The organism is Paracoccus sp. IB05, from assembly GCF_016405985.1.
GTDB lineage: Bacteria > Pseudomonadota > Alphaproteobacteria > Rhodobacterales > Rhodobacteraceae > Pseudogemmobacter.
Genome location: NZ_JAEFCF010000033.1, coordinates 1 through 23,603, shown reverse-complemented (window position 1 = coordinate 23,603; position 23,603 = coordinate 1). Strand labels below are relative to the sequence as shown.

Annotated in this window: 24 protein-coding genes and 2 pseudogenes; 6 read left to right on the top strand and 20 right to left on the bottom strand. The window is 64.8% G+C overall.

Going from position 1 to position 23,603, the window contains the following annotated elements:
- The 4 genes from JC607_RS18640 to JC607_RS18625 all read right to left on the bottom strand — a co-directional run bounded on the left by JC607_RS18640 (position 1) and on the right by JC607_RS18625 (position 4,253).
- Positions 1-1,086, bottom strand: a complete 1,086-nt coding sequence (locus JC607_RS18640) for an ABC transporter ATP-binding protein (RefSeq protein WP_198838394.1) — start codon at positions 1,084-1,086, stop codon at positions 1-3.
- A gap of 3 nt (positions 1,087-1,089) precedes the next feature.
- Positions 1,090-1,956 (bottom strand): carbohydrate ABC transporter permease, encoded by an 867-nt coding sequence (locus JC607_RS18635; protein WP_092898798.1) that lies wholly within the window; start codon positions 1,954-1,956, stop codon positions 1,090-1,092.
- Position 1,957: 1 nt separating this feature from the next.
- On the bottom strand, positions 1,958-2,854 hold the full coding sequence (locus JC607_RS18630; RefSeq protein WP_092898800.1) for a carbohydrate ABC transporter permease: 897 nt from the start codon (positions 2,852-2,854) through the stop codon (positions 1,958-1,960).
- An 88-nt stretch (positions 2,855-2,942) separates the two neighbouring features.
- The gene (locus tag JC607_RS18625) at positions 2,943-4,253 is read right to left on the bottom strand and encodes a sugar ABC transporter substrate-binding protein (protein WP_198838393.1); all 1,311 of its coding nucleotides are present in this window, start codon (positions 4,251-4,253) and stop codon (positions 2,943-2,945) included.
- A 186-nt stretch (positions 4,254-4,439) separates the two neighbouring features.
- Between JC607_RS18625 and JC607_RS18620 the strand changes: the two genes are divergently transcribed.
- Positions 4,440-5,282, top strand: coding sequence for an amidohydrolase (locus JC607_RS18620; protein ID WP_198838392.1), 843 nt, complete (start codon positions 4,440-4,442; stop codon positions 5,280-5,282).
- A 191-nt stretch (positions 5,283-5,473) separates the two neighbouring features.
- The gene (locus JC607_RS18615) at positions 5,474-6,019 is read left to right on the top strand and encodes a GNAT family N-acetyltransferase (protein ID WP_198838391.1); all 546 of its coding nucleotides are present in this window, start codon (positions 5,474-5,476) and stop codon (positions 6,017-6,019) included.
- Positions 6,020-6,138: 119 nt separating this feature from the next.
- On the opposite strand, the gene dhbA is transcribed toward JC607_RS18615, so the two are convergent.
- The 5 genes from dhbA to JC607_RS18590 all read right to left on the bottom strand — a co-directional run bounded on the left by dhbA (position 6,139) and on the right by JC607_RS18590 (position 11,653).
- Entirely contained in the window at positions 6,139-6,900 is a 762-nt protein-coding gene (dhbA, locus tag JC607_RS18610) for a 2,3-dihydro-2,3-dihydroxybenzoate dehydrogenase (protein ID WP_198838390.1), read from the bottom strand.
- 1 nt (position 6,901) lies between these two features.
- On the bottom strand, positions 6,902-7,555 hold the full coding sequence (locus tag JC607_RS18605; RefSeq protein ID WP_198838389.1) for an isochorismatase family protein: 654 nt from the start codon (positions 7,553-7,555) through the stop codon (positions 6,902-6,904).
- A gap of 3 nt (positions 7,556-7,558) precedes the next feature.
- Positions 7,559-8,743, bottom strand: coding sequence for an isochorismate synthase MenF (locus tag JC607_RS18600; protein WP_198838388.1), 1,185 nt, complete (start codon positions 8,741-8,743; stop codon positions 7,559-7,561).
- A gap of 193 nt (positions 8,744-8,936) precedes the next feature.
- The gene (locus JC607_RS18595; RefSeq protein WP_198838387.1) at positions 8,937-10,502 is read right to left on the bottom strand and encodes a DHA2 family efflux MFS transporter permease subunit; all 1,566 of its coding nucleotides are present in this window, start codon (positions 10,500-10,502) and stop codon (positions 8,937-8,939) included.
- Complete coding sequence (locus JC607_RS18590; RefSeq protein WP_198838386.1) at positions 10,502-11,653, bottom strand: HlyD family secretion protein; 1,152 nt, start codon at positions 11,651-11,653, stop codon at positions 10,502-10,504. The genes JC607_RS18595 and JC607_RS18590 overlap by 1 nt, the downstream gene beginning before the upstream one ends.
- Before the next feature lie 116 nt (positions 11,654-11,769).
- Between JC607_RS18590 and JC607_RS18585 the strand changes: the two genes are divergently transcribed.
- The 3 genes from JC607_RS18585 to JC607_RS18575 all read left to right on the top strand — a co-directional run bounded on the left by JC607_RS18585 (position 11,770) and on the right by JC607_RS18575 (position 15,172).
- Positions 11,770-12,471 (top strand): TetR/AcrR family transcriptional regulator, encoded by a 702-nt coding sequence (locus JC607_RS18585; RefSeq protein ID WP_198838385.1) that lies wholly within the window; start codon positions 11,770-11,772, stop codon positions 12,469-12,471.
- A 285-nt stretch (positions 12,472-12,756) separates the two neighbouring features.
- Positions 12,757-14,274 (top strand): aldehyde dehydrogenase (NADP(+)), encoded by a 1,518-nt coding sequence (locus JC607_RS18580; protein ID WP_198838384.1) that lies wholly within the window; start codon positions 12,757-12,759, stop codon positions 14,272-14,274.
- A 208-nt stretch (positions 14,275-14,482) separates the two neighbouring features.
- Positions 14,483-15,172: a class I SAM-dependent methyltransferase gene (locus JC607_RS18575; RefSeq protein ID WP_233093007.1), complete on the top strand. Its 690-nt coding sequence runs from the start codon at positions 14,483-14,485 to the stop codon at positions 15,170-15,172.
- 7 nt (positions 15,173-15,179) lie between these two features.
- Here the strand turns inward: JC607_RS18575 and JC607_RS18570 are convergent, their stop codons facing one another.
- Positions 15,180-16,301: an NADH:flavin oxidoreductase gene (locus tag JC607_RS18570; protein ID WP_198838383.1), complete on the bottom strand. Its 1,122-nt coding sequence runs from the start codon at positions 16,299-16,301 to the stop codon at positions 15,180-15,182.
- A gap of 169 nt (positions 16,302-16,470) precedes the next feature.
- Between JC607_RS18570 and JC607_RS18565 the strand changes: the two genes are divergently transcribed.
- On the top strand, positions 16,471-17,034 hold the full coding sequence (locus tag JC607_RS18565) for a TetR/AcrR family transcriptional regulator (RefSeq protein WP_370584873.1): 564 nt from the start codon (positions 16,471-16,473) through the stop codon (positions 17,032-17,034).
- Between the two features lie 7 nt (positions 17,035-17,041).
- Here JC607_RS18565 and argE read toward each other — a convergent pair whose 3' ends face one another.
- The 10 genes and pseudogenes from argE to JC607_RS18525 form a co-directional block, all read right to left on the bottom strand.
- Positions 17,042-18,217 carry an acetylornithine deacetylase gene (gene argE / locus JC607_RS18560; protein WP_198838381.1) on the bottom strand — a complete coding sequence of 392 codons (1,176 nt, stop codon included), beginning with the start codon at positions 18,215-18,217 and terminating at the stop codon, positions 17,042-17,044.
- A gap of 102 nt (positions 18,218-18,319) precedes the next feature.
- Positions 18,320-18,994 (bottom strand): DUF1028 domain-containing protein, encoded by a 675-nt coding sequence (locus JC607_RS18555; protein WP_198838380.1) that lies wholly within the window; start codon positions 18,992-18,994, stop codon positions 18,320-18,322.
- Positions 18,995-18,998: 4 nt separating this feature from the next.
- A complete protein-coding gene (locus JC607_RS18550; RefSeq protein ID WP_092898826.1) occupies positions 18,999-19,421 on the bottom strand; it encodes a RidA family protein in 423 nt (140 codons plus the stop codon).
- 120 nt (positions 19,422-19,541) lie between these two features.
- On the bottom strand, positions 19,542-20,144 hold the full coding sequence (locus JC607_RS18545) for a GMC family oxidoreductase (protein WP_198838379.1): 603 nt from the start codon (positions 20,142-20,144) through the stop codon (positions 19,542-19,544).
- A gap of 83 nt (positions 20,145-20,227) precedes the next feature.
- Positions 20,228-20,401, bottom strand: a pseudogene (locus JC607_RS26155) (GMC family oxidoreductase N-terminal domain-containing protein); the annotation flags it as partial.
- A 44-nt stretch (positions 20,402-20,445) separates the two neighbouring features.
- Positions 20,446-20,601 carry a GMC family oxidoreductase N-terminal domain-containing protein gene (locus JC607_RS26150; RefSeq protein WP_370584871.1) on the bottom strand — a complete coding sequence of 52 codons (156 nt, stop codon included), beginning with the start codon at positions 20,599-20,601 and terminating at the stop codon, positions 20,446-20,448.
- A gap of 55 nt (positions 20,602-20,656) precedes the next feature.
- Positions 20,657-22,072, bottom strand: a pseudogene (locus tag JC607_RS18540) (amidohydrolase family protein); the annotation flags it as partial.
- Positions 22,012-22,608 carry a hypothetical protein gene (locus JC607_RS18535; RefSeq protein ID WP_198838377.1) on the bottom strand — a complete coding sequence of 199 codons (597 nt, stop codon included), beginning with the start codon at positions 22,606-22,608 and terminating at the stop codon, positions 22,012-22,014. The pseudogene JC607_RS18540 and the gene JC607_RS18535, both read right to left, overlap by 61 nt.
- On the bottom strand, positions 22,605-22,871 hold the full coding sequence (locus tag JC607_RS18530; RefSeq protein WP_198838376.1) for a hypothetical protein: 267 nt from the start codon (positions 22,869-22,871) through the stop codon (positions 22,605-22,607). The genes JC607_RS18535 and JC607_RS18530 overlap by 4 nt, the downstream gene beginning before the upstream one ends.
- Positions 22,872-22,953: 82 nt before the next feature.
- Positions 22,954-23,529, bottom strand: a complete 576-nt coding sequence (locus tag JC607_RS18525) for a DUF3164 family protein (RefSeq protein ID WP_233093006.1) — start codon at positions 23,527-23,529, stop codon at positions 22,954-22,956.
- Positions 23,530-23,603: the final 74 nt, after the last annotated feature.

Genomic DNA, 23,603 nt, shown 5'->3' with positions numbered 1-23,603 from the left:
TCACGCTTTCAGATTAAGGCCGGTGTCAGCATCGAAGAGGTGGCATTTGTCGAGCGCGATGCCAAAGCGCAGCACTTCGCCGGGGACAACCGGGCGCGGGTTCAGCATCTTGGCCTGGACCTCGGTGCCGGCGAGCTGGGCATAGACCACGGTTTCGGTGCCAAGTGGCTCCGACAGGGTCACTTTCATATCGACATGTGCCATATGGGCGGTGGGGGGCAGCGCGTGCCCTTCGGGCATGATATTGTCGGCGCGGATGCCAAGCTGCACGCGGCGGCCATCCGCCAGTTTCATCCCCGGCGGCAGCGGGATGCGGGTGCCGTCCGAGAGGCCCAGTTGATCGCCCTTCACCACTCCCGACAGCAGGTTCATCGGCGGCGAACCGATAAAGGTCGCGACGAAGGTGTTGACCGGGTTTTCGAACACATCGAGCGGGGTGCCGACTTGGACGATATGGCCATCGCGCATGATCACGATGCGGTCGGCAAGGGTCATCGCCTCGATCTGGTCATGGGTGACATAGATCACCGTCGAGCCGACCTTCTGGTGCAGCTTCTTGATCTCGACCCGCATCTGGGTGCGCAGTTTTGCATCCAGATTGGACAGCGGCTCGTCAAAGAGGAACACATCCGGCTGGCGCACGATGGCGCGGCCCATGGCGACGCGCTGGCGCTGACCGCCCGAAAGCGCGCCGGGCTTGCGGTCCAGCAAAGGCGTCAGCGCGAGGATTTCAGCCGCCTCATCCACCGCCTTATTGATTTCGGCCTGCGACTTCTTCGCGATCTTCAGAGAAAAGCCCAGATTCTCGCGCACCGTCATATGCGGGTAAAGCGCGTAATTCTGGAACACCATCGCGAGGTTGCGCTCGCGCGGCGGCAGGTCGTTGACGACTCGGTCGCCGATCACGATCTCGCCGCCCGAGATGTCTTCCAGCCCCGCGACCATGCGCAAAGTCGTCGATTTCCCGCAGCCCGAAGGGCCGACCAGAACGACAAACTCGCCCTCGGCAATCGAGAGGTTGATCGAATGCACGACATCCAGCGCGCCATAGCTTTTCTTGACGTTTTTCAGATGGACCTGGGCCATGGCTTATCCTTTCACGCCGCCGAAGGTCAGGCCGGCGATCAGATGTTTCTGAACGAGGAAGGTCAGGATCAACGCGGGGATGATCATAAGGACCGCAAGGGCGCACATGCCGCCCCAGTTCAGGGTGAATTGCGAGGTGAAGTCGAGAAGGCCGACCGGCATTGTCTTGGACGAGACCGAGCGCGTCAGCTGCGAGGCCAGGGCATATTCGTTCCACGAGGTCAGGAAGGCGAAGATGCCGGCGCTTGCGATACCGGCGCGGGCGACCGGGAATTCCACCTTCCAGAAGGCCTGCCAGCGGGTGCAGCCGTCGATCTCGGCAGCCTCGGCCAGTTCTTTCGGCACCTGGCGGAAAAATCCGTCGATCAGCCAGATGGTGAAGGGCACATTCATCGCGACATAGACGAGGATCATACCGAGATGGGTGTCGATCAGCCCGGTCCTGCCAAAGATGATGAACACGGGCAGGGACAGCGCCACACCCGGCACGGCACGCGTCGCCATCAGCATGACAAAGGTCATGCCCTTGCCTTTGAATTTATAGCGGGCAAAGGCATAGCCCCCGGCCATCCCCACCAGGAGCGCGATCACGGTCGAGGTGACCGAGATGATCAGCGAATTGGTGAAATAGGTCCAGACCGGGATGCCGCCCTGCCCCGCGCCGCCGAACATGGCGCGGTAATGGTCAAGGTTCAGCTCATTCGGGATCCAGACCGGCGGTTTCGCCATGATCTCGACGGTCGGGCGGAAAGAGTTCAGCACCACCCAGAGGCCGGGGATGCAGATCACACACATCGCAAGGAAGAGGCCGATGAAATGGCCGGTTTTCAGGAGACGTTTGCGCAGACGGTGTTGCGAGGCGGATGCCATATCAGTCTCCCATGCCCAGCTCACGCCGCGCGCGTTGCAGCTTGAGGAAGAAGTAAACGGTGAAGGCAATCGACAGGAGGATCGCGATATAGCCCATCGCATTCGCATATCCCATGCGGGCATCGACATAGCCGGTGCGCCCGATCATGGTCCATAACAGCTCGGTCCGTTTGGCGGGGCCGCCGCCGGTCATCACCTGCACGATGTCATAGGCGCGGGCCACGTCCAGGCTGCGGATCGCCATGGCGATATAGATGAAGGGCATCAGGAAGGGCAAAGTCACATAGCGAAAGCTTTGCCAGGGCGTGCAGCCATCGACTTTCGCGGCCTCCAGCGGGTCCTGCGGCAGGGCGAAAAGCCCCGCGAGGATCAGGATCGCGAAGACAGAGGTGCTCATCCAGACTTCGGCGCAGATGATCGCGAAAAGCGCCAGATTGCCATCGACCAGCCAGGGGATCGCGGTGGAGGCGAGGCCCATCGACTGCAGCGCATTGTTCACGAGGCCCACATTGTCATTGAAGATGAACTTGAACATGAAACCCACCAGAATGGGCGAGAACATCATCGGGAACATCATCATCGTGCGCAAAGTGCGCTGGCCGCGCCGCACCTTGGCCACCATCAGCGCAAGGCCAAGACCCAGCAGCATCTCAAGGTTCAGCGCGATGGTCAGCAAAAGGACCGTGCGGCCAAAGGCCTTCCAGAACCCCGGATCGGTCAGCGCCTTCTCATAGTTGAAGGGGAAGTTGATCTTCCACAGCGTCTCGGGACGGGTCAGGTGATAAGGCGTGAAACTGGAATACAGAGACAGCAAAAGCGGCACCAGCACCACCGCCGCCAGGATCAGGAAGGCGGGCATGAGCAGGAGAAGCCAGGGTGGAAGCTTGGCGCGGGTCATGATTTTTCCGGGCTGAGCGTCCCATCGCGGGGACTGTTATAAAATGCGGGCGGCACCCTTCCGGCGCCGCCCGCAAGGAGGGTTCGGATCAGTAGACGCCGTTTTCCTTCATCAGCTCGTCAACTGCATTCGATGCATCTTCCAGTGCCTGGTCCACGGTCTTGTCGCCAAGGATCGCGGCCTGCAGTTCCGGGAAGATCAGGTTGCCGGATTCGATCCAGTAAGGGGTCGGCGGCACCGGGAAAGCCGTCAGCGCGGTTTCCTGGAAGGCGGCGAGCACTTCGGATTTGTAGGGATCGTCCTTGGCCTGCGCGATGATATACTCCCAGACCGCCGTCCGCGACGGCAGCGGGCCGGGTGCGGATTCCAGCTTCTGGCTGTCTTCATTGGTCAGGAAATCAACCAGCGAGGCGGCGGCCTCTTTCGTGGCACAGGCCTCGGTGACCGAGAAGCCGTGGAAACCCGACCAGCCGGTGCGAACGCCTGCCGAGCCTTTCGGTGCCGGCGCCACGCCGACATTGCCCGCCACTTTCGAGGCGGCCGGATCGTTGAAGAAGCCCGACCATCCCGGCCAGTCGAGATTCAGCGCGATGGTGCCCGAGGCGAAACCATTGCCCAGATCGTCCCAGAGGTAGTTGGTGGTGCCCGGAGGCACAGCGCCGGCCTTGTAGAGGTCAACGAACCATTGCAGCGATTCTTTGCCTGCATCCGAGTTGAAGGCGGGCGACATGTCGTCATTGAACATCTTGCCGCCATTGGCGACGACGAGCTCATAGAAGCGACCGTTGATCGCCTCATCCTTGCCGGCATATTGCGTGCCGTAGAAATTCGGCGGATCGGCAAAGAATTCAGCCTGTTCGCGGAACTGGTCCCAGGTCTCGGGCGGGGCGAGATCATAGCCATATTTCGCCTTGAAGGCTTCGGCTTTGGCCGGATCGGCATAGAGCGATTTCTGGTAATACAGCGCCGAGACATCAAATTGCGCGCGCGGCAGCATCACCAGTTTGCCGTCAATGGTGGCGGCTTTGATATTGCCGGGGACAAAGCCCGCAACCGACTCCGCCGAAACCAGCGGCGTCAGGTCGGTGAAGAGCGCCGGGTATTGCGGCGCAAAAGACGAATGGTTCGACCCCACGCACCAGCCGGTCGTCCCGGCGGCGATATCGGCCTTATATTCCTTATCCAGCTCGAAATGGTTTTTCTGGCTGATGATTTTGACGGTGGCACCGGTCGCTTTTTCCCAGTCGGCAATACGGCTGTAAAGCGCCTCATATTGCTGGCCTCCGATCAGCTTGGCCTCGACCGTGACGCCGGCAAATTCGCCCTCGGCCATGGCGGCCGGCGCGAAACCGAAACTTGCAAGCAGTGCCAGTACAGAACCGGCCCCGAATCCCTTCATGGTATCTCCTCCCGTTATGATGTCCCCGGGCCGCCTCCAGCAGCCATGCGATTTCATATTCAGAACATCTTTTTATAGTTAAACGTGACATGCCAGAGTGAGTCAAGTAACACTGTCGCCCGCGCGCCGGATTCCGTCGTATAAAGCGCCCGGGCGCCGCCGCGCGACGCGGAGGAGGAGGAAACGATGATCTTCGACACCCATCTTCACCTGATGGATCGCAGCCGGCTCAGCTATCCCTGGCTGGCGGGCGCACCGGCGCTGGACCGCGACTGGAGCTATGCCGAGTATGAGGCCGTGGCGCGGCGCAGCGGCATCACCGATGTGCTGCATATGGAAGTTGATGTGGCCGGGGAACAGATCGGGGCCGAAACCGCTTTCGTTGCGGAACTGATGGCGCGGCCCGACAGCCTGATCCGGGGCGCGATCTCTTCAGCGCGGCCCGAGGCTGCGGGCTTCGCCGCCTGGCTCGACGCCCAGGACCGGCGCGTGGTCAGGGGGATCCGCCGCGTGTTGCATGTGATGCCCGATGATCTGTCGCAGCAAAGCCTTTTTCGCGAGAATATCCGCCGCCTCGGCCCGGCCGGCCTGCCCTTTGATCTGTGCCTTCTGGCGCGGCAATTGCCGCTGGGCGCGAGCCTCGCCGATGCGGCGCCGGACACCACTTTCATACTCGACCATTGCGGCGTTCCCGATATCGCGGGCGGCGCCTTTGCCCCCTGGGCGGCGGCGATCACCGATCTGGCGCAGCGGCCGAATGTGATGATCAAACTCTCGGGCATCACGGCCTATGGCAAGCCGGACTGGAGCCTCGCAACCCTCACCCCCTGGGTCGGTCATGTGCTGGAAACCTTTGGCCCGGCGCGGATGGTCTGGGGGTCGGACAGCCCGGTCTGCACGCTGCAATCGGGGCTGGCGGAATGGGTGGCGGCAAGTCAGGCCCTGCTTGCGGGGCTGAGCGGGGCCGAACGCCACGCGATCCTCGCCGGCAATGCAAGGCGGGTCTGGATGTCAGACAGTGGCAGATAAGGCCCGGCTTTTGGGAACCCGACTGCCCTGGCCCTCTGCCCCCTCCCCTCTGCAACGATCCGTCCCGACAAACCAGACCGACCATCGCCGGAACCCGGGGGGCGGGAACGCAGCCCATCTGATTTTGCCCGGTGGCCGCAAACATGCCATTCGGCTATGCCACTGGCATGACCTTAAAAAGCGATGAGCAAATGACATCCGGCCCTGCCACCAGGACATTCGACACAACCCGTTTCACGATGCGGGCGCTTGAGCGCTCCGATACGGCCGCCCTTTACGGGACGCTTTCTGACGAAGCCCAGTGCCGATATATGTCGCAGCCGCATTTCACCTCTCCGGAGGCCCTGGCGGACTGGCTGACCGACAGCGAATGGCCCGGACGGACATGGGTGGCCACAGACAAAACAGATGGCACCCTTGCCGGCCGCTTTGTCGCATTCCCGGGGCGTGATGCAGGGGTACTGGAGCTGGGCTATATCACCATAGCAGAGCGCCAGGGGCATGGCGTCGCGACAGAATGCATGACAGCGCTGGTGGATCACCTCTTCTCCGAGGGGGACTATCGCCGTCTCTATGTGGAAATTGACGCGGAAAACCAGGCTTCGGTGCGGCTCATTGAACGTCTCGGCTTTACCCGCGAAGCGTATCTGCGTCAGCACGAAATCACGCACAAAGGCCTGTGCGATCTGCTGATATACGGGCTTTTGCGTGATGAATGGACGGGCGCGACTAAATAATCCGCGACCTGCCATGGCCCGACCGGGCTTTGCCGCGTCACGGGGTCAAAGCACCTACATACCGGCTTTGCCTTCCGAAACAGAGCCTTGCGCGACGGCCAGAGGCCGGGACGCAGGCGTCAGGCCTGTTGTGTGGCGCCGCCATCCACATAGAGATTGGCCATGGTGACGTGGCCGGCCTGGTCTGACAGCAGAAACATCACCGCATTGGCGACATCGTCAGGCTCGGCGATCTTGCCAAGCGGGATGCCGGGTTTGAACTGCTCCTGGATGCCCGCAATCACCCGCGCCTCGCCGCTGGCATCGGCCCACATACCGGTCTGCATCGGCGTCCTGGTCGAACCCGGCGCCACGATATTGCAGCGGATCCCGCGCGGCGCGAGCTCCATCCCGAGCGTGCGCATATACATCGTCGCGGCCGCCTTTGACGCGGCATAGGCCGCCATGCCGTAGCGCGGCACCCCGGCGGCGTTTGAGGAAACCGCGACCAGCGCACCCTCGCCCCTTGGCCCCATCACCCGCGCCAGCGCGCGCGTGAGGTGGAATACGCCGTCGGTATTCACGGAAAACACCCGCCGCCAGTCGGCATCGGAGGTCTCGGTCACAAGGCCGGTCGCCAGCACTCCGGCGACCGAAATCCCGAACCGCACCGGGCCGTGTCGCGCCTCGGTTTCAACGACCAGCCGCTCCACCGCCGCAGCATCCGCCACATCAAGCGCAAGACAGCTGAGCCCCTGCTGCGCCGGCAGATCCGGCAGCGCTAGATCCGTCGCCACCACCCGCGCCCCGGCATCAAGCAAAAGCTGCACCACCGCGCGGCCAATGCCGCCGCCCGCGCCCGTCACCAGCGCAAGTGCGCCCTCAAACCCCGTGAGCCGCATCCTATGCCCCTTTTCCGGCGGTGATCGCCGCAATCAGCGCCTTTGTGTCCTGCACCACGCCACAACGCCCCGCCACCCATTTCAGGGCCATGTCATGATCCGCGCGGCTGAAATCCGCCAGCGCATCGGCGGCCATGAAGGGCTCTATATCGCGCTGGAAGGCTTCGCCGGCGGTCATCATACAGCCGATATGGGCATAAACGCCGCAGATGATCAGCTGATCCCGCCCCCGGACCCGCATCAGCTGATCAAGGTTCGAACGCTGGAACGCCGAATAGCGGTGTTTGACCAGCACGAAATCCCGGGCTTCGGGCGCAAGCTCCGGGATGATCGCCTGATGGTCGGGGTCTGCCGACATGCCCGGGCCCCAGAGATCGGCCTGGAGGCCACGGTCACGGCGGTCCTGATTGCCATCCTGCGCGGTGTAGAAAACCGGAAGCCCGGCGGCGCGGGCGGCGGCGGCAAGCTTTGCCATATTGGCGATGGCGGGGGCGATCGGGCTTTCCCCCGGCGCATAGGGGCGCAGGAAATAGCGCTGCATGTCATGGATCAGCAGCGCCGCGCGCGCGGGCACCAGCTGCCAGGGGCCGCGCGAGGGCGGGATCTCGGCGCCATGCGGCAGCGGATAGGATGCGATCTGCGGCAGGCCGGCCATGGTTCAGTCCCCGATGATGATCTCGCCGTCCTGCCCGAAAGCGGCCAGCATTGCCAGGAATTTGGCATGGGTTTCGGCCTCTTCGGCCTCGGGGTCAGAGCCGCGCACGATGCCCGCGCCGGCATAAAGCCGCGCCTCACGCCCTTCGATCCCGGCGCAGCGCAGCGCAAGATACCAGCAGCCATCGCCCCCCGCCTCGAGCCAGCCGACCGCCCCGGCATAAAAGCCCCGCGCATAGCCCTCAAGTCCGGGCAGTGCCGCATCGGCCGCCGCGCGTGGCAGGCCGCAAACCGCGGGCGTCGGATGCAGCGCGGCCAGCAGCGTTGCGCAAGGGGTGGAGGCGTCACGCAGCACGCCCTCGATCCGGGTGCCCAGATGCCACATCCGCGCCGTTGCGCTGAGGCTCACGCCTTCGGGGGCGGCAAGCTGCGCGCAGAAGGGCGCCAGCGTATCCAGCACCATTTCCGCCGCCATCGCATGTTCGCGCAGGTCTTTGTCAGATCGCAACAGCGCCTCGCCCGCCGCGCGGTCTTGCGGCGGGTCCGCCGCGCGCCGTGCCGATCCTGCCAGCGGATGCGAGGCCACAAGCCGCCCGCGTTTCTCCACAAGCAGCTCGGGCGTGGCCCCGATCAGCCGATGCGGCACCCCGGCCTGACGCGGTGGCAGCGGCACCGAGAACAGCGTCGCCAACCCGTCCTGGCGCAGCATCTGCAACAGAAGATCCGGATCATGCGGGCGCTCTGAGGTCAGCACCAGGCTGCGCGAGAGCACGATTTTCGAGAATTCCCCCTCGGCAATGCGCCTGACCGCCGCCGCGACCGCCTCGCGGTACTGGCGGGGGGCAGGCTCGGCCCGGATCCGCATCACGGCCTGCGGCGCGGCCAGCGCGACCGGCGCCACCGGCATATCCAGCACTGAACCGGGCTGGTACAGGCAATCTGCCGCCTCGCGATCATAGGGCACCGCACCGGCCAACAGCTGCGGCCCGTCATGACCGGCGGCAAAAAACGCCTCGGAACGCGCCGGCAGGCTCGCCAGCGGCCCTGGCGGCAGATGGCGCCGCGCGGGGCCAAGCGCCAGGCTATGGCGCGGGCCGGAAATCAGGAAATCAGGCGTATCACCGGCGGGCGTCGCACCAGCAGAGCTGGTCGCGTCACGAATGGCGGCAGGACAGGCGGGGACAGTCATCAGGCGATCTCGCATCAGCTTGGCCGCAAAGGGGCGGCGATCCGGATCGCTTGGGCAGCATTTCCATGGAAAAGCTGCACCTGGCTGACGTCTCTTACGTGTTCCGGCCCGACTTCCGTCGCGCCAAAGCCACAAAATGTCAAGGTTTCGCACAAGGCGGCCTGCGGGGATCGCTCAAAGGTGAAGGCGGTGGTCAATGCCCGCCCCCACCGCCCCCTCCGGCCCGGGCCGGAGGCCGCATCGCCAGCGCCATGACGGCAAGCCCCATGAAGAGGAAGGTCAGCAGCGTGAAAATGTCGATGAAGGACATGATCGCCGCCTGGCCCGCCACTTTCCCCGCCATCTGCGCCAGCGCAGCATCCGGGTTCAGACCATTGGTGACAAGGTTCTGGCGCATCATCTCAAGCTGGCGCAACGCCTCGGGGTTGGCCCAGTTCACCGCCTCGTCCAGCCGCGCCGTGTGCAGCGCGCGACGATCCGTCAGGATGGTGTTGATCGTCGCCAGCCCGACCGCGCCGCCCAGGTTGCGCATCAGATTGTAAAGCCCCGAGGCGGATTTCATCTTGGCCGGCGGCAGCGTGCCAAGCGCCAGGTTGTTGATCGGCACCATGCAGATCATCAGCGAGACACCCCGCAGCACCTGGGGCCAGAACAGCTCGTTGAAATCCCAGTCGGCGGTCATATGGGTCAGCATCCAGGACGAGGTGCCAAAGCCGATAAAGCCCAGAAGCAGCATGACCCGGAGGTCAATCTTCGACCCCAGAAACCCGGCCAGCGGCGCGGTAAAGAACATCGCAAGCCCCGAGACAAAGACCGTCTCGCCGATCATCAGACTGTCATAGCCCCGGACCGAGGACAGGTAGAGCGGGTAGAGATAGGTCATGCCGTAAAGGCCGATGCCCATCACAAAGGAAAATACCGATCCGACCGCGAAATTCGTGTTGGTAAAGGCCGAGAAATCGACCACCGGCTCTTCCCGGGTAAAGGCGCGCCAGAAGGTGGTGATGCCGCCGACAACCATGACCACGAAAAGGATCGCGACCGCCTCATCCTGGAACCAGTCATTGTTCGGGCCTTCCTCCAGCACATATTCCATCGCTCCAAGGAAGGCGGCCAGCGCAACGAGCCCGGTCCAGTCGAATTTCTGGAACAAAGACCAGTCGGGCTCGTCGAAATCCACGAGTGCCAGCACCCCAAGCGTCACCGCGATGCCCGCAGGGACATTGACGAGGAACAGCCAGTGCCAGGACAAAGCATGGCTCAGATAGCCGCCCACGGTCGGGCCAACGGTTGGCGCCAGCGTCGCCACCAGACCGATCATCGGCGAGACGATATTGCGCTTTGACGGCGGGAAGATGGTGAAGGCCGCCGCAAAGACCGAAGGGATCATACCGCCGCCGAGGAAGCCCTGAACCGCGCGCCACAGGATCATCTCATTGATCGACCCCGACGTCGCGCAAAGGAAGGACGCGGCCGTGAACCCCGCCGCCGAGAGCGCAAAGAGCCAGCGCGTCGACATCATCCGCCCGAGAAAGCCCGAAAGCGGGATCATGATCACTTCGGCGATCAGATAGGAGGTCTGCACCCAGGAGATTTCATCCGAGGAGGCCCCCAGCCCCGCCTGGATCTCCGGCAGCGAGGCCGAAACGATCTGGATGTCGAGGATGGCCATGAACATCCCAAAGACCATGACCAGAAACGCCGCGACCCGGCGCGGCGTCATCTCCGGCTCTGCCGGGATTGCGATGGGGGCAGACATCACTCGGCTCCGGCGACTGCGGTTTCCTGCGGCCCGGTGCGGGTGTCGATCGCAATCTCGACCGAAAGCCCGGCGCGCAGACCCGGGGTGCCTTCCGGCAGCTCGATCCGCACCGGCACGCGCTGCACGATCTTGGTGAAATTGCCGGTCGCATTGTTCGCGGGCAGGAGCGAGAACACCGCCCCTGTCGCGGGCGCGAGCGAGACCACGCGGCCTTCCACCTCATGCCCGTCGAGCGCGTCGATGCCGACTTTCACGCTCTGGCCGATGCGGATTCCGGCCAGCTGGGTTTCCTTCAGATTGGCCTCGACATAAAGCCCGTGATCAGGAATCACCGCCGCCAGTTTTGCCCCGGCGCTGACCAGTTCGCCCTGTTTGATCGCGATATTGGCCACGGTGCCGTCAAAGGGCGCGCGCATCACGGTGAAATCCAGATCGCGCTGCACCTGGGCCACCCCAAGCTCCAGCTCACGCCGGGTCGAGGCGGTCTCGGTCCGCTGCGCTTTCAGCACCTCGACCTGGGCTTTCGCACCGGCAATCGCGGCAGTGGCCGACGTACGGCTGGCCTCGGCGGTCGCCAGCGCCTCATTCGCTTTGTCAAGATCGGCCTGGCTGCTGACCCGGCGTTCCGCGAGGCCGCGCACCCGTTCGGCATTGCTTTTCGCCGCCGTCAGCACGGCGTCTGAGGCCACGCGCTGCGCATCGGCCTGGGTGACGGTGCTTTCGGCCGCCTCGATCTGGGCGTCGATCCGGGCGAGCGTCGCGGTCAGCTCGGTCAGCCGGACCTCGGATTGCTCCAGCGAGATGCGGTAATCGCCATCATCAATGCGGAACAGCACATCGCCCATCTTCACATGCTGATTGGATTCGACCGCGATCTCCGAGACGTAACCGGTGATCTTGGACGAAATCAGCGAGAGATCGGCCTGGACATAGGCGTCATCTGTCGTGACCATAAAGCGCCCGTTGGTCCACCAGGACCAGCCTTCATAACCGCCGGCGAGCAATGCGATCAGCGCCAGCCCGCCCAGCACATATTTCTTGCGCCCGCCCTTTGGCGCTGCGGCAGGAGGCGTCACAGGCAGAACCGGCGAGGGCGCGACAGGCGCAATTTCCGGCTGATTGATTTCGGGACGTTCGTGACGGGACATGATCGACTCACCCGGCTGAATTTCATTGAACCCAACGGTTCGATGCGCTCAGATAATCCTGTCTTTGGCAAATTTCAATATTCCATCGAACCGCGCGGTTCGATTATATTGTCGCCATGACCAGCCCCACGCCCCCCTCGCCCGCTTCACCGCCGCCGCGCGCAAAACGCCATGCCGCCGGGACCGATCCGCGCAAACGCGACCAGATCCTCGCGGGCGCCTGGGAAGAGTTCCGCGCCCATGGCTTTGACGCCACCACGATGAATGGCATCTGCCGCGCGGCTGCGGTCTCGAAGGGCACGCTCTATGTCTATTTCCAGGGCAAAGAGGATCTCTTCGTTGCCCTTGTCGAACAGCAGCGCGACCGGCTTACGGGCCAGCTTGGCTTTGCGCTCTCCGGCCCCGGGGATGTCGCGAGCCGCCTGACCGCCTATGCGGTGGCGCTGGTGCAGGTGCTGACCTCGGATGAGATGCTGCGCGCCCAGCGGATTGTTGTTGCCGTGGCCGAGCGGATGCCCGATCTGGCACAGCGCTTCTATGATGCGGGCGGGCGGCATGTGCTGGGGCGGCTCGGGCGCTGGCTGGCCGAGGCCACTGCGGCCGGGGTGCTTGCCATCCCCGACCCGCCCCGCGCCGCGCAGCAGTTCAGCGAGCTTGCCATGGCCGGGGTCTGGCGCCAGCGTCTGTTCGGCGTCCTGCGCGAACCGCCGGCGCAAAGCGTGATCGACGCCCTCGCCGCCGATGCGGTGCGGGTCTTCCTGGCCGCCTATGCCGGAACGGCACCGCATGACAGCTGGGACGGTGCGCCTGGCTTCTGAGCCGCGCCCTGACCATCCCGCAAATGTCGCCGCACCCCAGGGTCTGTGATTCCTGCTTTTGAAACCGCGCCGCCGCACCTCTATCGGGGCCGGGGCTGGCAGGCCCGCAAGCACCGCATCCCGGATGCGCGCCGGCTGCCCGTCGGCTGCGACCGGGCGGGTGCGAGGCTTGTCATCCTGGCCGCCATATCTGTATACATATTGTCGGCAAATAGCGGCGCGACCTGCTCCGGCCCTGGCCGGGGCCACTCCGGGCGCTCCGCTGCGATCTGGAGAGAGGCTGAAATGACGTTCACCCCACATGGCAAACATCTGATCGCAGGCGAATGGGTCGCGGGCTCCGGCACCTTCCGCTCGGAACCGGCACATGGCCCGGCATTCGATTTCGCGCTTGGCACTGTGGCGCTGGTGGACCGCGCGGCCCAGGCCGCCGAAGAGGCCTTCTGGTCCTATGGCTGGTCCTCGCGCGAAAGCCGGGCGGTATTTCTTGAAACCATCGCCGATGAGATCGAGGCCCGCGCCGAAGCCATTACCGAAATCGGCGCGTCTGAGACCGGCCTGCCGACGGCCCGCCTCCAGGGGGAACGTGGCCGCACCACCGGCCAGCTGCGGCTTTTCGCAAGCCATATCCGCCAGGGCAACTATCTCGACCGCCGCCATGATGTGGCTTTGCCCGCGCGCCAGCCGCTGCCGCGCCCCGATCTGCGGCTGATCGAACGCCCCATCGGGCCGGTCGCGGTCTTCGGCGCCTCGAACTTCCCGCTGGCCTTCTCGACCGCTGGTGGCGACACCGCCGCAGCCCTTGCCGCCGGTTGCCCGGTCGTGGTGAAGGGCCATTCCGCCCATCCCGGCACCGGCGAGATCATCGCCGAAGCGATCCACGCCGCCATCGCGAAATGTGGCGTGCATCCGGGCGTCTTCAGCCTGATCCAGGGCGGCAATCGCGAGGTTGGCGCGGCGGTCGTGCAGCATCCGCTGATCAAAGCGGTCGGTTTCACCGGCAGCCTCGCAGGCGGGCGCGCGCTCTTTGATCTTTGCGCCCAACGCCCCGAGCCGATCCCCTTCTTCGGCGAGCTGGGCTCGGTGAACCCGATGTTCGTGCTGCCCGAGGCCGCGAAAGCCCGCGCCGAAGCGCTCGGCACCGCCTGGGCGGGATCGCTCACCATGGGCGCGGGGCAGTTCTGCACCAATCCCGGCATTGCCGTGGTGATTGACGGGCCGGATGCCGACCGCCTTGTCGGCGCGATGAAAGAGGCGCTGGCGAAAACCGGCCCGCAGACCATGCTGACCCCCGGCATCGCGCAAGCCTACCGCGATGGCCAGGCCCGGTTCCAGAGCCGCAACACCGTCAAGCCGGTCTATGAAACCCTGTCCGAGGGCCGCGAAGCCTCGCCCAATCTTTACGAGACGCGCGGCGAGCAGTTCCTCGCCGATCACGCGCTGTCGGAAGAAGTCTTCGGCCCGCTGGGTCTGGTGGTGCGGGTTGCCTCGCTTGAGGACATGCAGCGCCTCGCGCGTGGTTTCGAGGGTCAGCTGACCGCGACCATCCATATGGATGCGGGCGATACCGAAGCGGCGCGCAGCCTGCTTCCGGTGCTGGAGCGCAAGGCGGGCCGCGTGCTGTTCAACGGCTTCCCGACCGGGGTCGAAGTCGCCGATGCCATGGTTCATGGCGGGCCCTACCCGGCCTCGACCAATTTCGGCGCAACTTCTGTCGGCACCCTGTCGATCCGCCGCTTCCTGCGCCCGGTCTCCTGGCAGAACCTCCCCGAGGCGCTGCTGCCCGACGATCTCGGGGCCTGAAAACACATCGGGGCCAAAGCTGGCCTGCCCTGATATCCGATCCCGGTCCGCCAGCGCGGGCCGGGATTTTTCATGCCGCCAACAGCTACGCGCCTGTGACCCCGCCGCAGTTGCCCGCCTGTCCCCGGGCTTACGCCATGGGCCAAGGGGGCCGCTTGACGCAGAACGCGACCGGGCTACGCTGCCCTGACCTTAAGGGGAAACCACCTTGACCACTGCCGCGAGCGATGCTCCCTTCCGGGATCCGGGCCTGACCCGCTCTTACGCAGAGACCACGCCGGGCCGGGTGCCGGGATTTCACGATCTGCACCGGATGGCGCTGATCCTTCTGTCGCAATCGGCGCCGACAGAGGCGCGCATGCTGATCCTCGGTGCCGGGGGCGGGCTGGAGCTGCTGGCCTTTGCCCGTGCCCGCCCGCGCTGGTCCTTTCTGGGTCTTGACCCCTCCGAACCGATGCTGACCGAAGCCGCGGCGCTTCTTGGCCCATTGGCGGCTAGGGTCGATCTGCAACAGGGGGTCATCAGCGACGCGCCCGCCGGTCCCTATGACGGGGCCACCTGCCTGCTGGTGCTGCATTTCCTCGATCGGGCAACGCGGCTTGCCACCCTGACCGCGCTGCGCCAGCGGCTGAAACCCGGCGCGGCCCTGATCATCGCGCATCACAGCCAGCCCGAAGGCGCGGCAGAGGACTGGCTGACCCGCTCGGCGCTGTTCGCGCAGGGGGATGCCGCCGATCCCGCCCAGGCCGCCGCTTCGGCGCGGGTCATGGCGGAACGGCTGACGCTTCTGACCCAGGCCGAAGAGGAAGCGCTGCTTTGCGAGGCCGGTTTCACCGCCCCCGCCTTGTTTTACGCCGGATTGTCCTTCCGGGGCTGGGTCGCCCGCGCCCCGGAGTAACGCCGCCTCAGACCAGTTCCTTCATCGCCTCGCCCGAGAAACCTTGCAGATCATCAAAACGACCGGCCTCGACCTTGGCCGCCCAGTCCGGATCAGCCAGCAGCACCCGGCCCACGGCGACCAGGTCGAACTCGTCCCGCGCCATCCGCTCCAGCAGATTGCTGATCGGCGCCGCAGCCGAGCCCTGCCCCCGGAACGCGCCGAAGAATTCGGTATCGAGGCCCACGGAGCCAACCGAAATCGTCGCGGCCCCGGTCAGCTTTTTCGCCCAGCCGGCAAAGTTCAGCCCGTTCTCGCCGTCAAGTTCGGGGAATTCCGGCACCCAGACCCGGCGCTGCGAGCAATGGAGGATATCCACCCCCGCCCCGACCAGCGGCGCGAGCCAGGCGGTCATCTCATCGGGCGTCGTGGCGAGGCGCGCGTCGTAATTTTGCTGTTTCCACTGGCTGACGCGCAGGATCAGCGGGAAGTCGGGGCCGACCGCCGCACGTACCGCCCGCACCGCCTCGGCTGCAAAGCGCGAGCGCTCTGCGATGGTCGCGCCGCCATAAACATCCGCGCGCTTATTGGTGCCATCCCAGAAGAACTGGTCGATCAGATAGCCATGTGCGCCATGCAGCTCGACCGAGTCAAAGCCCAGCCGTTTCGCATCCGCCGCCGCGCGGGCAAAGGCCGCGACCGTATCGGCGATGTCTTCCTCGGTCATCGCCACACCGCGCGGCTCCTCTGGCCCGACAAGACCCGAGGGGCTTTCAACCGGCGCCTCCGGCTCCCATTTGCCGGCACGGGTCGATCCGGTATGCCAGATCTGCGGGGCGATCCTGCCACCCGCGCCGTGAACCGCATCCGCCACGCCCTTCCAGCCGGCCAGTGCCGCCTCGCCATGGAAGAACGGGATGCCATAATGGTTGCGCGAGGCCGGGCGGTCGATCACCGTGCCCTCGGTCAGGATCAGCCCGACATCCCCCGCCGCGCGCCTGCGGTAATATTCGGCATTGGCGGGGCCGGGAATGCCCTCGGGCGCCATGCAGCGCGTCATCGGCGCCATCACGATGCGGTTCTTCAGCGTCAGGGTTTTCAGCGAAAAGGGGCGAAACAGCGCTTCGGTCGATTGCGGTTCAGAGGTCATCATCGGGTTCCGGATCTGGGGCGCCGCGCCCCTGAGGAGGGGATCGGCGAGAGGCTGGGCAGGTTGTCATGGCCGCGCAAGCGGGATATAAACATGACAGCCATCATGTTTGTTTATTCATGATGACGGTCATGTATTTTGTCAACCAGGAAACCGGTAAGGGGGGCCAATGAAGGTCAGTCGCGCGCAAATGGCTGAAAACCGGTCCAGAATCCTGGAGGCGGCCTGCCGTATGTTTCAGCAAAAGGGTTTTGACGGCGTGACACTGGCCGAGGTGATGAAAGCCGCCGGCCTGACCCATGGCGCGTTTTATGGCCATTTCCGGTCAAAAGAGGATCTGATCGCGCAGATCCTGCAGCACCGTTGCGAGAAGATGCGCGAATCGCGGCCCAGTCTCGAGAGCTTTCTCGACAGCTATCTGTCGCCCGGGGTCTGCACCGATCCGACGCGCGGCTGCCATATCCCGGCGCTCGCCCCGGCGCTTGGGCCCGATATGGTGCATCACTCGCCCGAAGCGCGCGCGGCGCTGACGGAGAGCATCCGCGTGCAGATCGACCGTCTGGGCGCTGCCTTCCCCGAAAGCGCCCCGGGCGAACAGCGCCGCGCCGCGATCAGGACCTGGGCCGCGATGGTGGGCGCGCTTTTGCTGGCAAAGGCCAGTGACGACCCCGATCTTGCGACCGAGATCCTGAGTGAGGTGCGGGTGGGAATCGTCTCGGGCAGCACGGCCTGAAAACGGGTCAGAGACCGCCCTGCCGCAGTCGTTCGACCAGCGAGCCCAGCATAGCGTCACAGGCGGCAAGCTGGTCCTGGCTGACATATTCATCGGGCTTGTGGCCCTGATCCATCGAGCCCGGGCCACAGATCAGCACCGGCAGACCCAGCGCCTGGTCGAAAAGCCCGCCTTCGGTGCCAAACGCCACTTTGATCAGCCCGGCATCCGGCCCCAGAAGCCCCCGCAGCCAGGCCACCGCCGGACTGTCTTGCGGCGTCTCAAGGCCGGGATAGCCCGAGACCTCGTCAATCGCGATCCGCGCGGTGGGAAAGCGGTTGCCATGACGGGCCGCGATCTCATCCGCCGCGCGGCGGATCCCCGCCAGGATCAGGTCGGGGTCATCGGCGGCGATATTGCGGATCTCGAAATCGATCTCGCACAGGTTCGGCACGATGTTCAGCGCGGTGCCGCCCTGCATCACGCCGGCATGAATGGTCGAATAGGGAATGTCGTAATCGGTGTCCCGCGCGCCGGTCTCGCGCAGCCGCCCTTGCGCGGCATCCAGCGCCAGGATGAACTCCGCCCCCAGATGCAGGGCGTTCAGCACCTTTGGCGCCAGCGCCGAATGGCCCTCGACCCCGTGGCAACAGGCTTTCAGCCCGCGTTTGCCCTTATGGCCGGTGGCGATCTGCATCGAGGTCGGCTCGCCGATGATGCACAGCGCCGCCCGGTCCGCCCGCCCCGCCAGCGCGTCGATCAGCGAGCGCACACCGATACAGCCGATTTCCTCGTCATAAGACAGCGCCAGATGCAGCGGCACCGCGAGGGGGCCGCGCGCCGCCAGCAGGGCCGCGCGGATCGCGCTCGCAACAAAGCCTTTCATATCGGCTGTGCCGCGCCCGTAAAGCCGGCCATCACGTGCCGTCAGCGTGAACGGGTCCATGGTCCAGGCCTGGCCCGCAACCGGGACCACATCGGTATGGCCCGAAAGAATGACGCCCCCCGGCCCCTCCGGCCCGATCGTCGCCCAGAGATTGGCGCGGCTGCCATCGGGGGCGGCAAAACGCTCGATCCGCGCGCCGGCGGGCGCCAGCAGCGCCTCGGCATAGTCCAGCAGCGCGAGGTTCGGCTGGCGTGACAGCGTCGGCTCGGCGATCAGCCGGGCGAGAATATCAGTGGTTTCGGGGATCACATCAGACATCTGGCAGGGTCCGGCAAGGGCAGAAACAGCGGTCGGGAAAGCAGGAGCCATTGCCCCCCGACCGCCCTCAGAGGAAGCAGAGCGCCTCCGCGAAAGCAAGTATCACGGGTCTCCGGGAACACCGTAACCCGGCGCAGCCGCAGGGTTCAGCGCGCGGGTGACATAGGCCTCCATCTCGGGTTGCCAGCGCGCCCAGAGGGCGGCACATTCGGCAATCGGGTCGCCCTCGGTCCAGTCGATGCGCAGATCTGCCACATTCCAGGACACTTTATCAACCATGACAAGGCCCATCGAATGCACCGGGCCTTCCTCGCCCCCGGCATCCAGCGCGGCGCGCATAGCGCCGAGCAGCCGGTCGCCGAGATGCCCCTTTGCCGCGGTGAAAGCCGCAACCATCGTGGCGGGAATGGCGTCTGAGGACAGCATATTGCCCGCAGCCACCACGCCCTCGCCCCGCGCCGAAGCGTGACGGCCAAGCGTGCGCGCGCCGGAATGGCTGGCGGTGCCGCCGGACCGGTCCACCAGCGCGAGCTGGCGGTAGTCGATATGCGGCGCCTCTGCGATAAGCCGTGCCAGCGCGTCTCCCGCCGAAAGACCGGCAGCCATCAGGTCAAGCCCCTTTGGCCCAAGCGAGGGGTCAGTGATGTTCTGGGTCGAGACCGCCCCCACCCCGGCCCGCACATGGGCGCAGCGCGCCGCGACCGAAGGCGAGGACGAGCTGACCGCGATCCCGAACATGCCGGTATCGGCGCAGCGGGCCGAGATGGAGAAGGTCATAAGATTATGCCTCGTCCGGGATAACGGCAGTGGCCTCGATCTCGACCAGCCATTCCGGGCGGGCCAGGGCCGAGACCACGAGACCGGTCGAGACCGGGAAGACGCCCTTCAGATATTCGCCCATCACATTATAGACCGCCTCGCGGTAACGGATATCGATCAGATAGATCACCACGCGGCAGATATGGGTCAGATCCGAGCCGGATTCCTCCAGCAGCATTTTGATGTTTTCCATCGCCTTGCGCGCCTGGCCGGCCACGTCACCGATGCAGACGCTCTCGCGGGTGTCGAGATCCTGGCCGATCTGGCCGCGCACGAACACGGTCGCCCCGCGCGCCACAACGGCCTGGCAGAGGTCGTTGTTCAGCTTTTGCTCGGGATAGGTTTCTTTGGTGTTGAAGGGGCGGATCCGCGTGTGGACGGGCATGTCATGCTCCTGAAGGGTAAGGCCTTGGCCAAGATGTAGCGCGCTTGCCCCGGCCAGGGGATGAATATTTGTTGACCCTGTGTTTCAGCGAAACCTATGTCACTGGCCCGCCCCGCCCCGTTACGCGGCAAGGATCGCCCTTGCCGCCTTTTCACCGATCATCTGGCTGGGCGCATTGGTATTGCCGCCGATCAGCCTCGGCATGACCGAGGCATCGGCGACGCGCAGCCCCTCGATCCCATGCACCTTCATCGAGACCGGATCGACCACCGCCATCGCATCCACGCCCATCTTCGCAGTGCCGACCGGGTGATAGACGATCAGCGCCCCGGCGCGAAGACAGGCGAGGATCTCGTCATCGGTCACGACGCCTGGCCCGGGCAGGATTTCGCGCCCCTGAAGGCTTGCCATCGGGGCCGCACCAAGGATCCGGCACGAGAGTTTGATCCCTTCGACCAGCACGCGCGCGTCGCGGAAATCGCTGAAGAAGCGGTGATCGATCTCATGGGTCACGCCATCGCCCTGGCGGCGCAGCCGGATCTCGCCGTCCGAACGCGGGCGCAGCACGCAGGTGTGAACCGCGAAACCATGGCCCCATTCGACCAGCCGGCCGCGATGGCTGCGATAGCCGGGAACGAAATGGAACTGCACATCCGGCAGGTCATCTTCGGCCAGAGGCGTGCGGCCAAAGCCACCTGCGACCACGTAATTCGTCGACAGCATCCCCTTGCGGTTTGCGGCACGCCGCCGCGGGTGATCTCGACCCCGGTGACACGGCGGTCTTGCAGGATCAGGCGCTTCAGATCGGTGCCGGTCATGATGGTCAGGTTCGGGCGGCTTCGTACCGGCTCCAGATAGGCATTATAGGCCGAAAACCGGATGCCATTCTTCTGCGTCACATCATAGATGCCAAGGCCGAGCTGGCTGTCGCCGTTGAAATCCCGGTTGCGCGGCAGGCAGATCGCCTCGCCCGTGCGGATATAGTCCTCGCAAACCGGGTTCGGATCTTTCGGGCGGGCGACGATCAGCTCGCCCTTTGTGCCATGCAGGCGCGGTTCTGGCCGACCTGGTTCCGTTCTAGATGTTTAAACAGCGGCAGAACATCCGACCAGGCCCAGCCCTGGCAGCCAAGCGCCGCCCATTGATCGTAATCCTGGCGCGCGCCCCGGATATAGAGCATCGAATTCAGAGAAGAAGACCCGCCCAGCATCCGCCCCCGGTTGACCGGGTTTACGCGTCAATGCACAATGGATCGCGTAAAGTGGTGACAGCGGCGAGACCGGCCAGTCGGTGCCGAAAGCCAGAGGCACATCGCGGACAAGAACCATCGCCCAGGGGAAGACGGTGGGCCAGCGCGCCGCGCCCATGATGGTGATCGTGGGCTCCAGCGGCAGGCCCGCCGACCCCGGAGGATGCACCGGCTGCATCGAAGCGGTGATGCCAAGGGGGCCAAGCCGGTCGAGGTCTGAGGGCGTGATCGTGTCGATATGCTCGATCCGGTGACGCGCATCGCGGGCGCCATTGGCGTCGCGCGCCGCCTCATCGCCATCAATCACCGCGCGCACCGCGCCGTCGCCCACCGCATGGGTGGTGATCCGCAACCCGCGCCGGTCGGCCTCGATGCAGATCGCATTGAACAGATCCGGCGGGATCAGCGGCTCGGACCGGAGGCCGGGGCGGTCGGGGTAATCGGTGACCGTCAGTGCGGTCCAGGTGTCAAACACCCCATCCATGAACAGCTTGATGCGGCCAAAGGACAGCCAGCCCGGCACGTCCGGTCCGAAGTCACCCGGCAGGTCAATGCCCCCGACCCCGTCTTTGGCCTCAAGCATCAAAGGCAGGCTGACCCTGACCGGCATCTCGCCCGCCAGCGCCAGATCGCGCATCAGACCGGCCTGCCAGGCATTGCCATCCATCTTCACCGCGCGCGTGATGCCATGGCGGGCGCAATAATCGCCTGCCGCGCGGATCACCGCCCGGTCATGTTCGCGCGCGCCTTCGCCTTCGGCGCCGGTCACGCGGTAATCCATCGCATCGCGGCCTTGCAGGCGAGAGAGTATCTTCACCCGGTTCATCGCGGCAAATTCGCGCAATTCACCACTGGCCAGCCCGCCTGCGCCCATGACCACCTCAGCCCCCGGCCCGAGATCGGCACCATGGAGGATCCCTGCCAGCTCCAGCGCCTTCGTATTGGCCCAGGCGCAATGGAGGTCGGTGGCAATCAGGCAGAGCGGGCGATCACCGAGGATCCGGTCGAGGATATGGCGATCAGGCCTCTCTTCGCCAAAGATCACATAATTCACCGCATAGCCGAACAGGATCTCATCGCCGGGCCGGCGGGCCGCGAAGTCCAGGAGCGCGGCGCGCACCCTGTCAAAGCCGAACAATGCGCCCATATTCAGCATCGAAAGCGAGGCGCCACCCATCATCAGATGCAGATGGCCGGTTGCGGGATTACGCCCGCTGCGCGCGGACCGAACCTTTTCGGTGAAACGGCCGAGGCCGGGCAGCGCGATGGTGTAGCCATTGGCGGCATTGGTCCGGATCACCGGCCTGAGCGAGTCCAGCACCGCCTGCGCCTGATCCTTCGTCACGCCGGCATCGGCGGCAACAAAGGTGACGAGGTCGGATTTAGGAAGATTGTTCGGCATAGTTCTCTCCTGTGGGAGTTTAGCCGGCCCGCACCGCGCTGGACGGAGCGGGGGAGCGGGGCGGCGAGGGCAGCCCCGGCCGGGTTCAGGGGCAGATCCGGCCGGATGCCCATAAAAGTCCGGATTTCAGCCAGATATGCGATGTGATCGGCTTGCCGCACCGTAGCCGCCCTGGACAGCACTGCGGTGCCCCAGGCCGCTGCGATCTGACGGTCAACGCGCCCCTTGGTCATTGCGACAGCATCAGGAAGCGTCGCGATACCATCGGTATGGACCAGCAAATCCACCGAAGGGGTCATGAACTCGCCCATGAAGACCGAGTTGGCATCGGGCAGAAGCGCCCAGGGCCGGTATTCGGGCGGGCACAAGGCCTCGACAAGCATCGAATGCGAGGCGACGGACCACGGCTCAGGCGTCCGGCCGCCATAACGGTTCTGTTTCGCCAGGGCGTCGGCGAAGATCTCCGCCATCATGTCCTCGGGGCGGAGCGAAAGCAGATTGATCGTGCCGCGCATCGTGTGAAACGAGATTATCACGTCAGGTCCTCCCCGATGAAGGTGAGGTGATCGACCGACACGCCGCCCGCGCGGCCCTCGACCTTCACGACACCTGCGCCATGTCCAAGCGCCCAGGGTTCAAAGCGCACCCTGGTCACCTCTTGCTCTGGCTCGCCCATGACCGGGCGATAGAGAACCCGGCTGCCGACCGGAAAGCGGACAGCACTTTGCGCCACATTCTGGTCGACGACGTGATCCAGAGCCTGGGCGTGTTCACGGTTCAGGAAGCTGATGCTCAGCATGTCACGCTGCCGCCAGATCGATGGTGACCGCGCCCCATTTCGCATCGGGAGCTTCGCGCTGTTCGATCCTGACATCGATCTTCTAGCCCATCGGGCGCATGGCCTCACGCAGCGCGCGGCAGGCCTCGATCCAGCGCGGATCGCGGATATCATACCGCAGCAGCCGGAAAATGGCGGAACGGCAGATCTTGCCTTCCTGATCCGTGTTGAATGCATCAGGGACGATGGCGCGGATCTCAGCACGGCTGTTTTGCGTCCATTCGTTCAGACATTCGTCGAACAGGGACTTCGCCTGCTGAAGGCCCGTTCCGAATTCGAGCAGTTCGGCGGTCCTGACCGAAACACGCATCAAGCCGTCACAGGAGGTATAGGTGCGATTTCCCTTCGGCCCGCCCCTGGTGACGTAGTACTCCTGTGCGAGCAGAGCGTCGAATTCGCCCGGATCCGTGAAGGTATGGCCCTTGAAGCGGGAGACGCGGGCGGAAAGATCCTCAGCGAAATGCATGATCTTGCGGACCACGCCATCCTCGAGCTGATCGACAGCCTTGATCACATCAATCGGCACCAAGGCGCCGCGCGGATCGCGCCTGCAGGTATTACCTTCGATTTCGATCCGACCATCAGGAATGGCGGGCTGGGTCACATTGTCATTCTTCATGTCAGGATTCCTTCTGGCTGGCTTTGTTGCGCAAATGCAGCGTAGGATTCACCTCACGAATCCAGTCTGTTAGT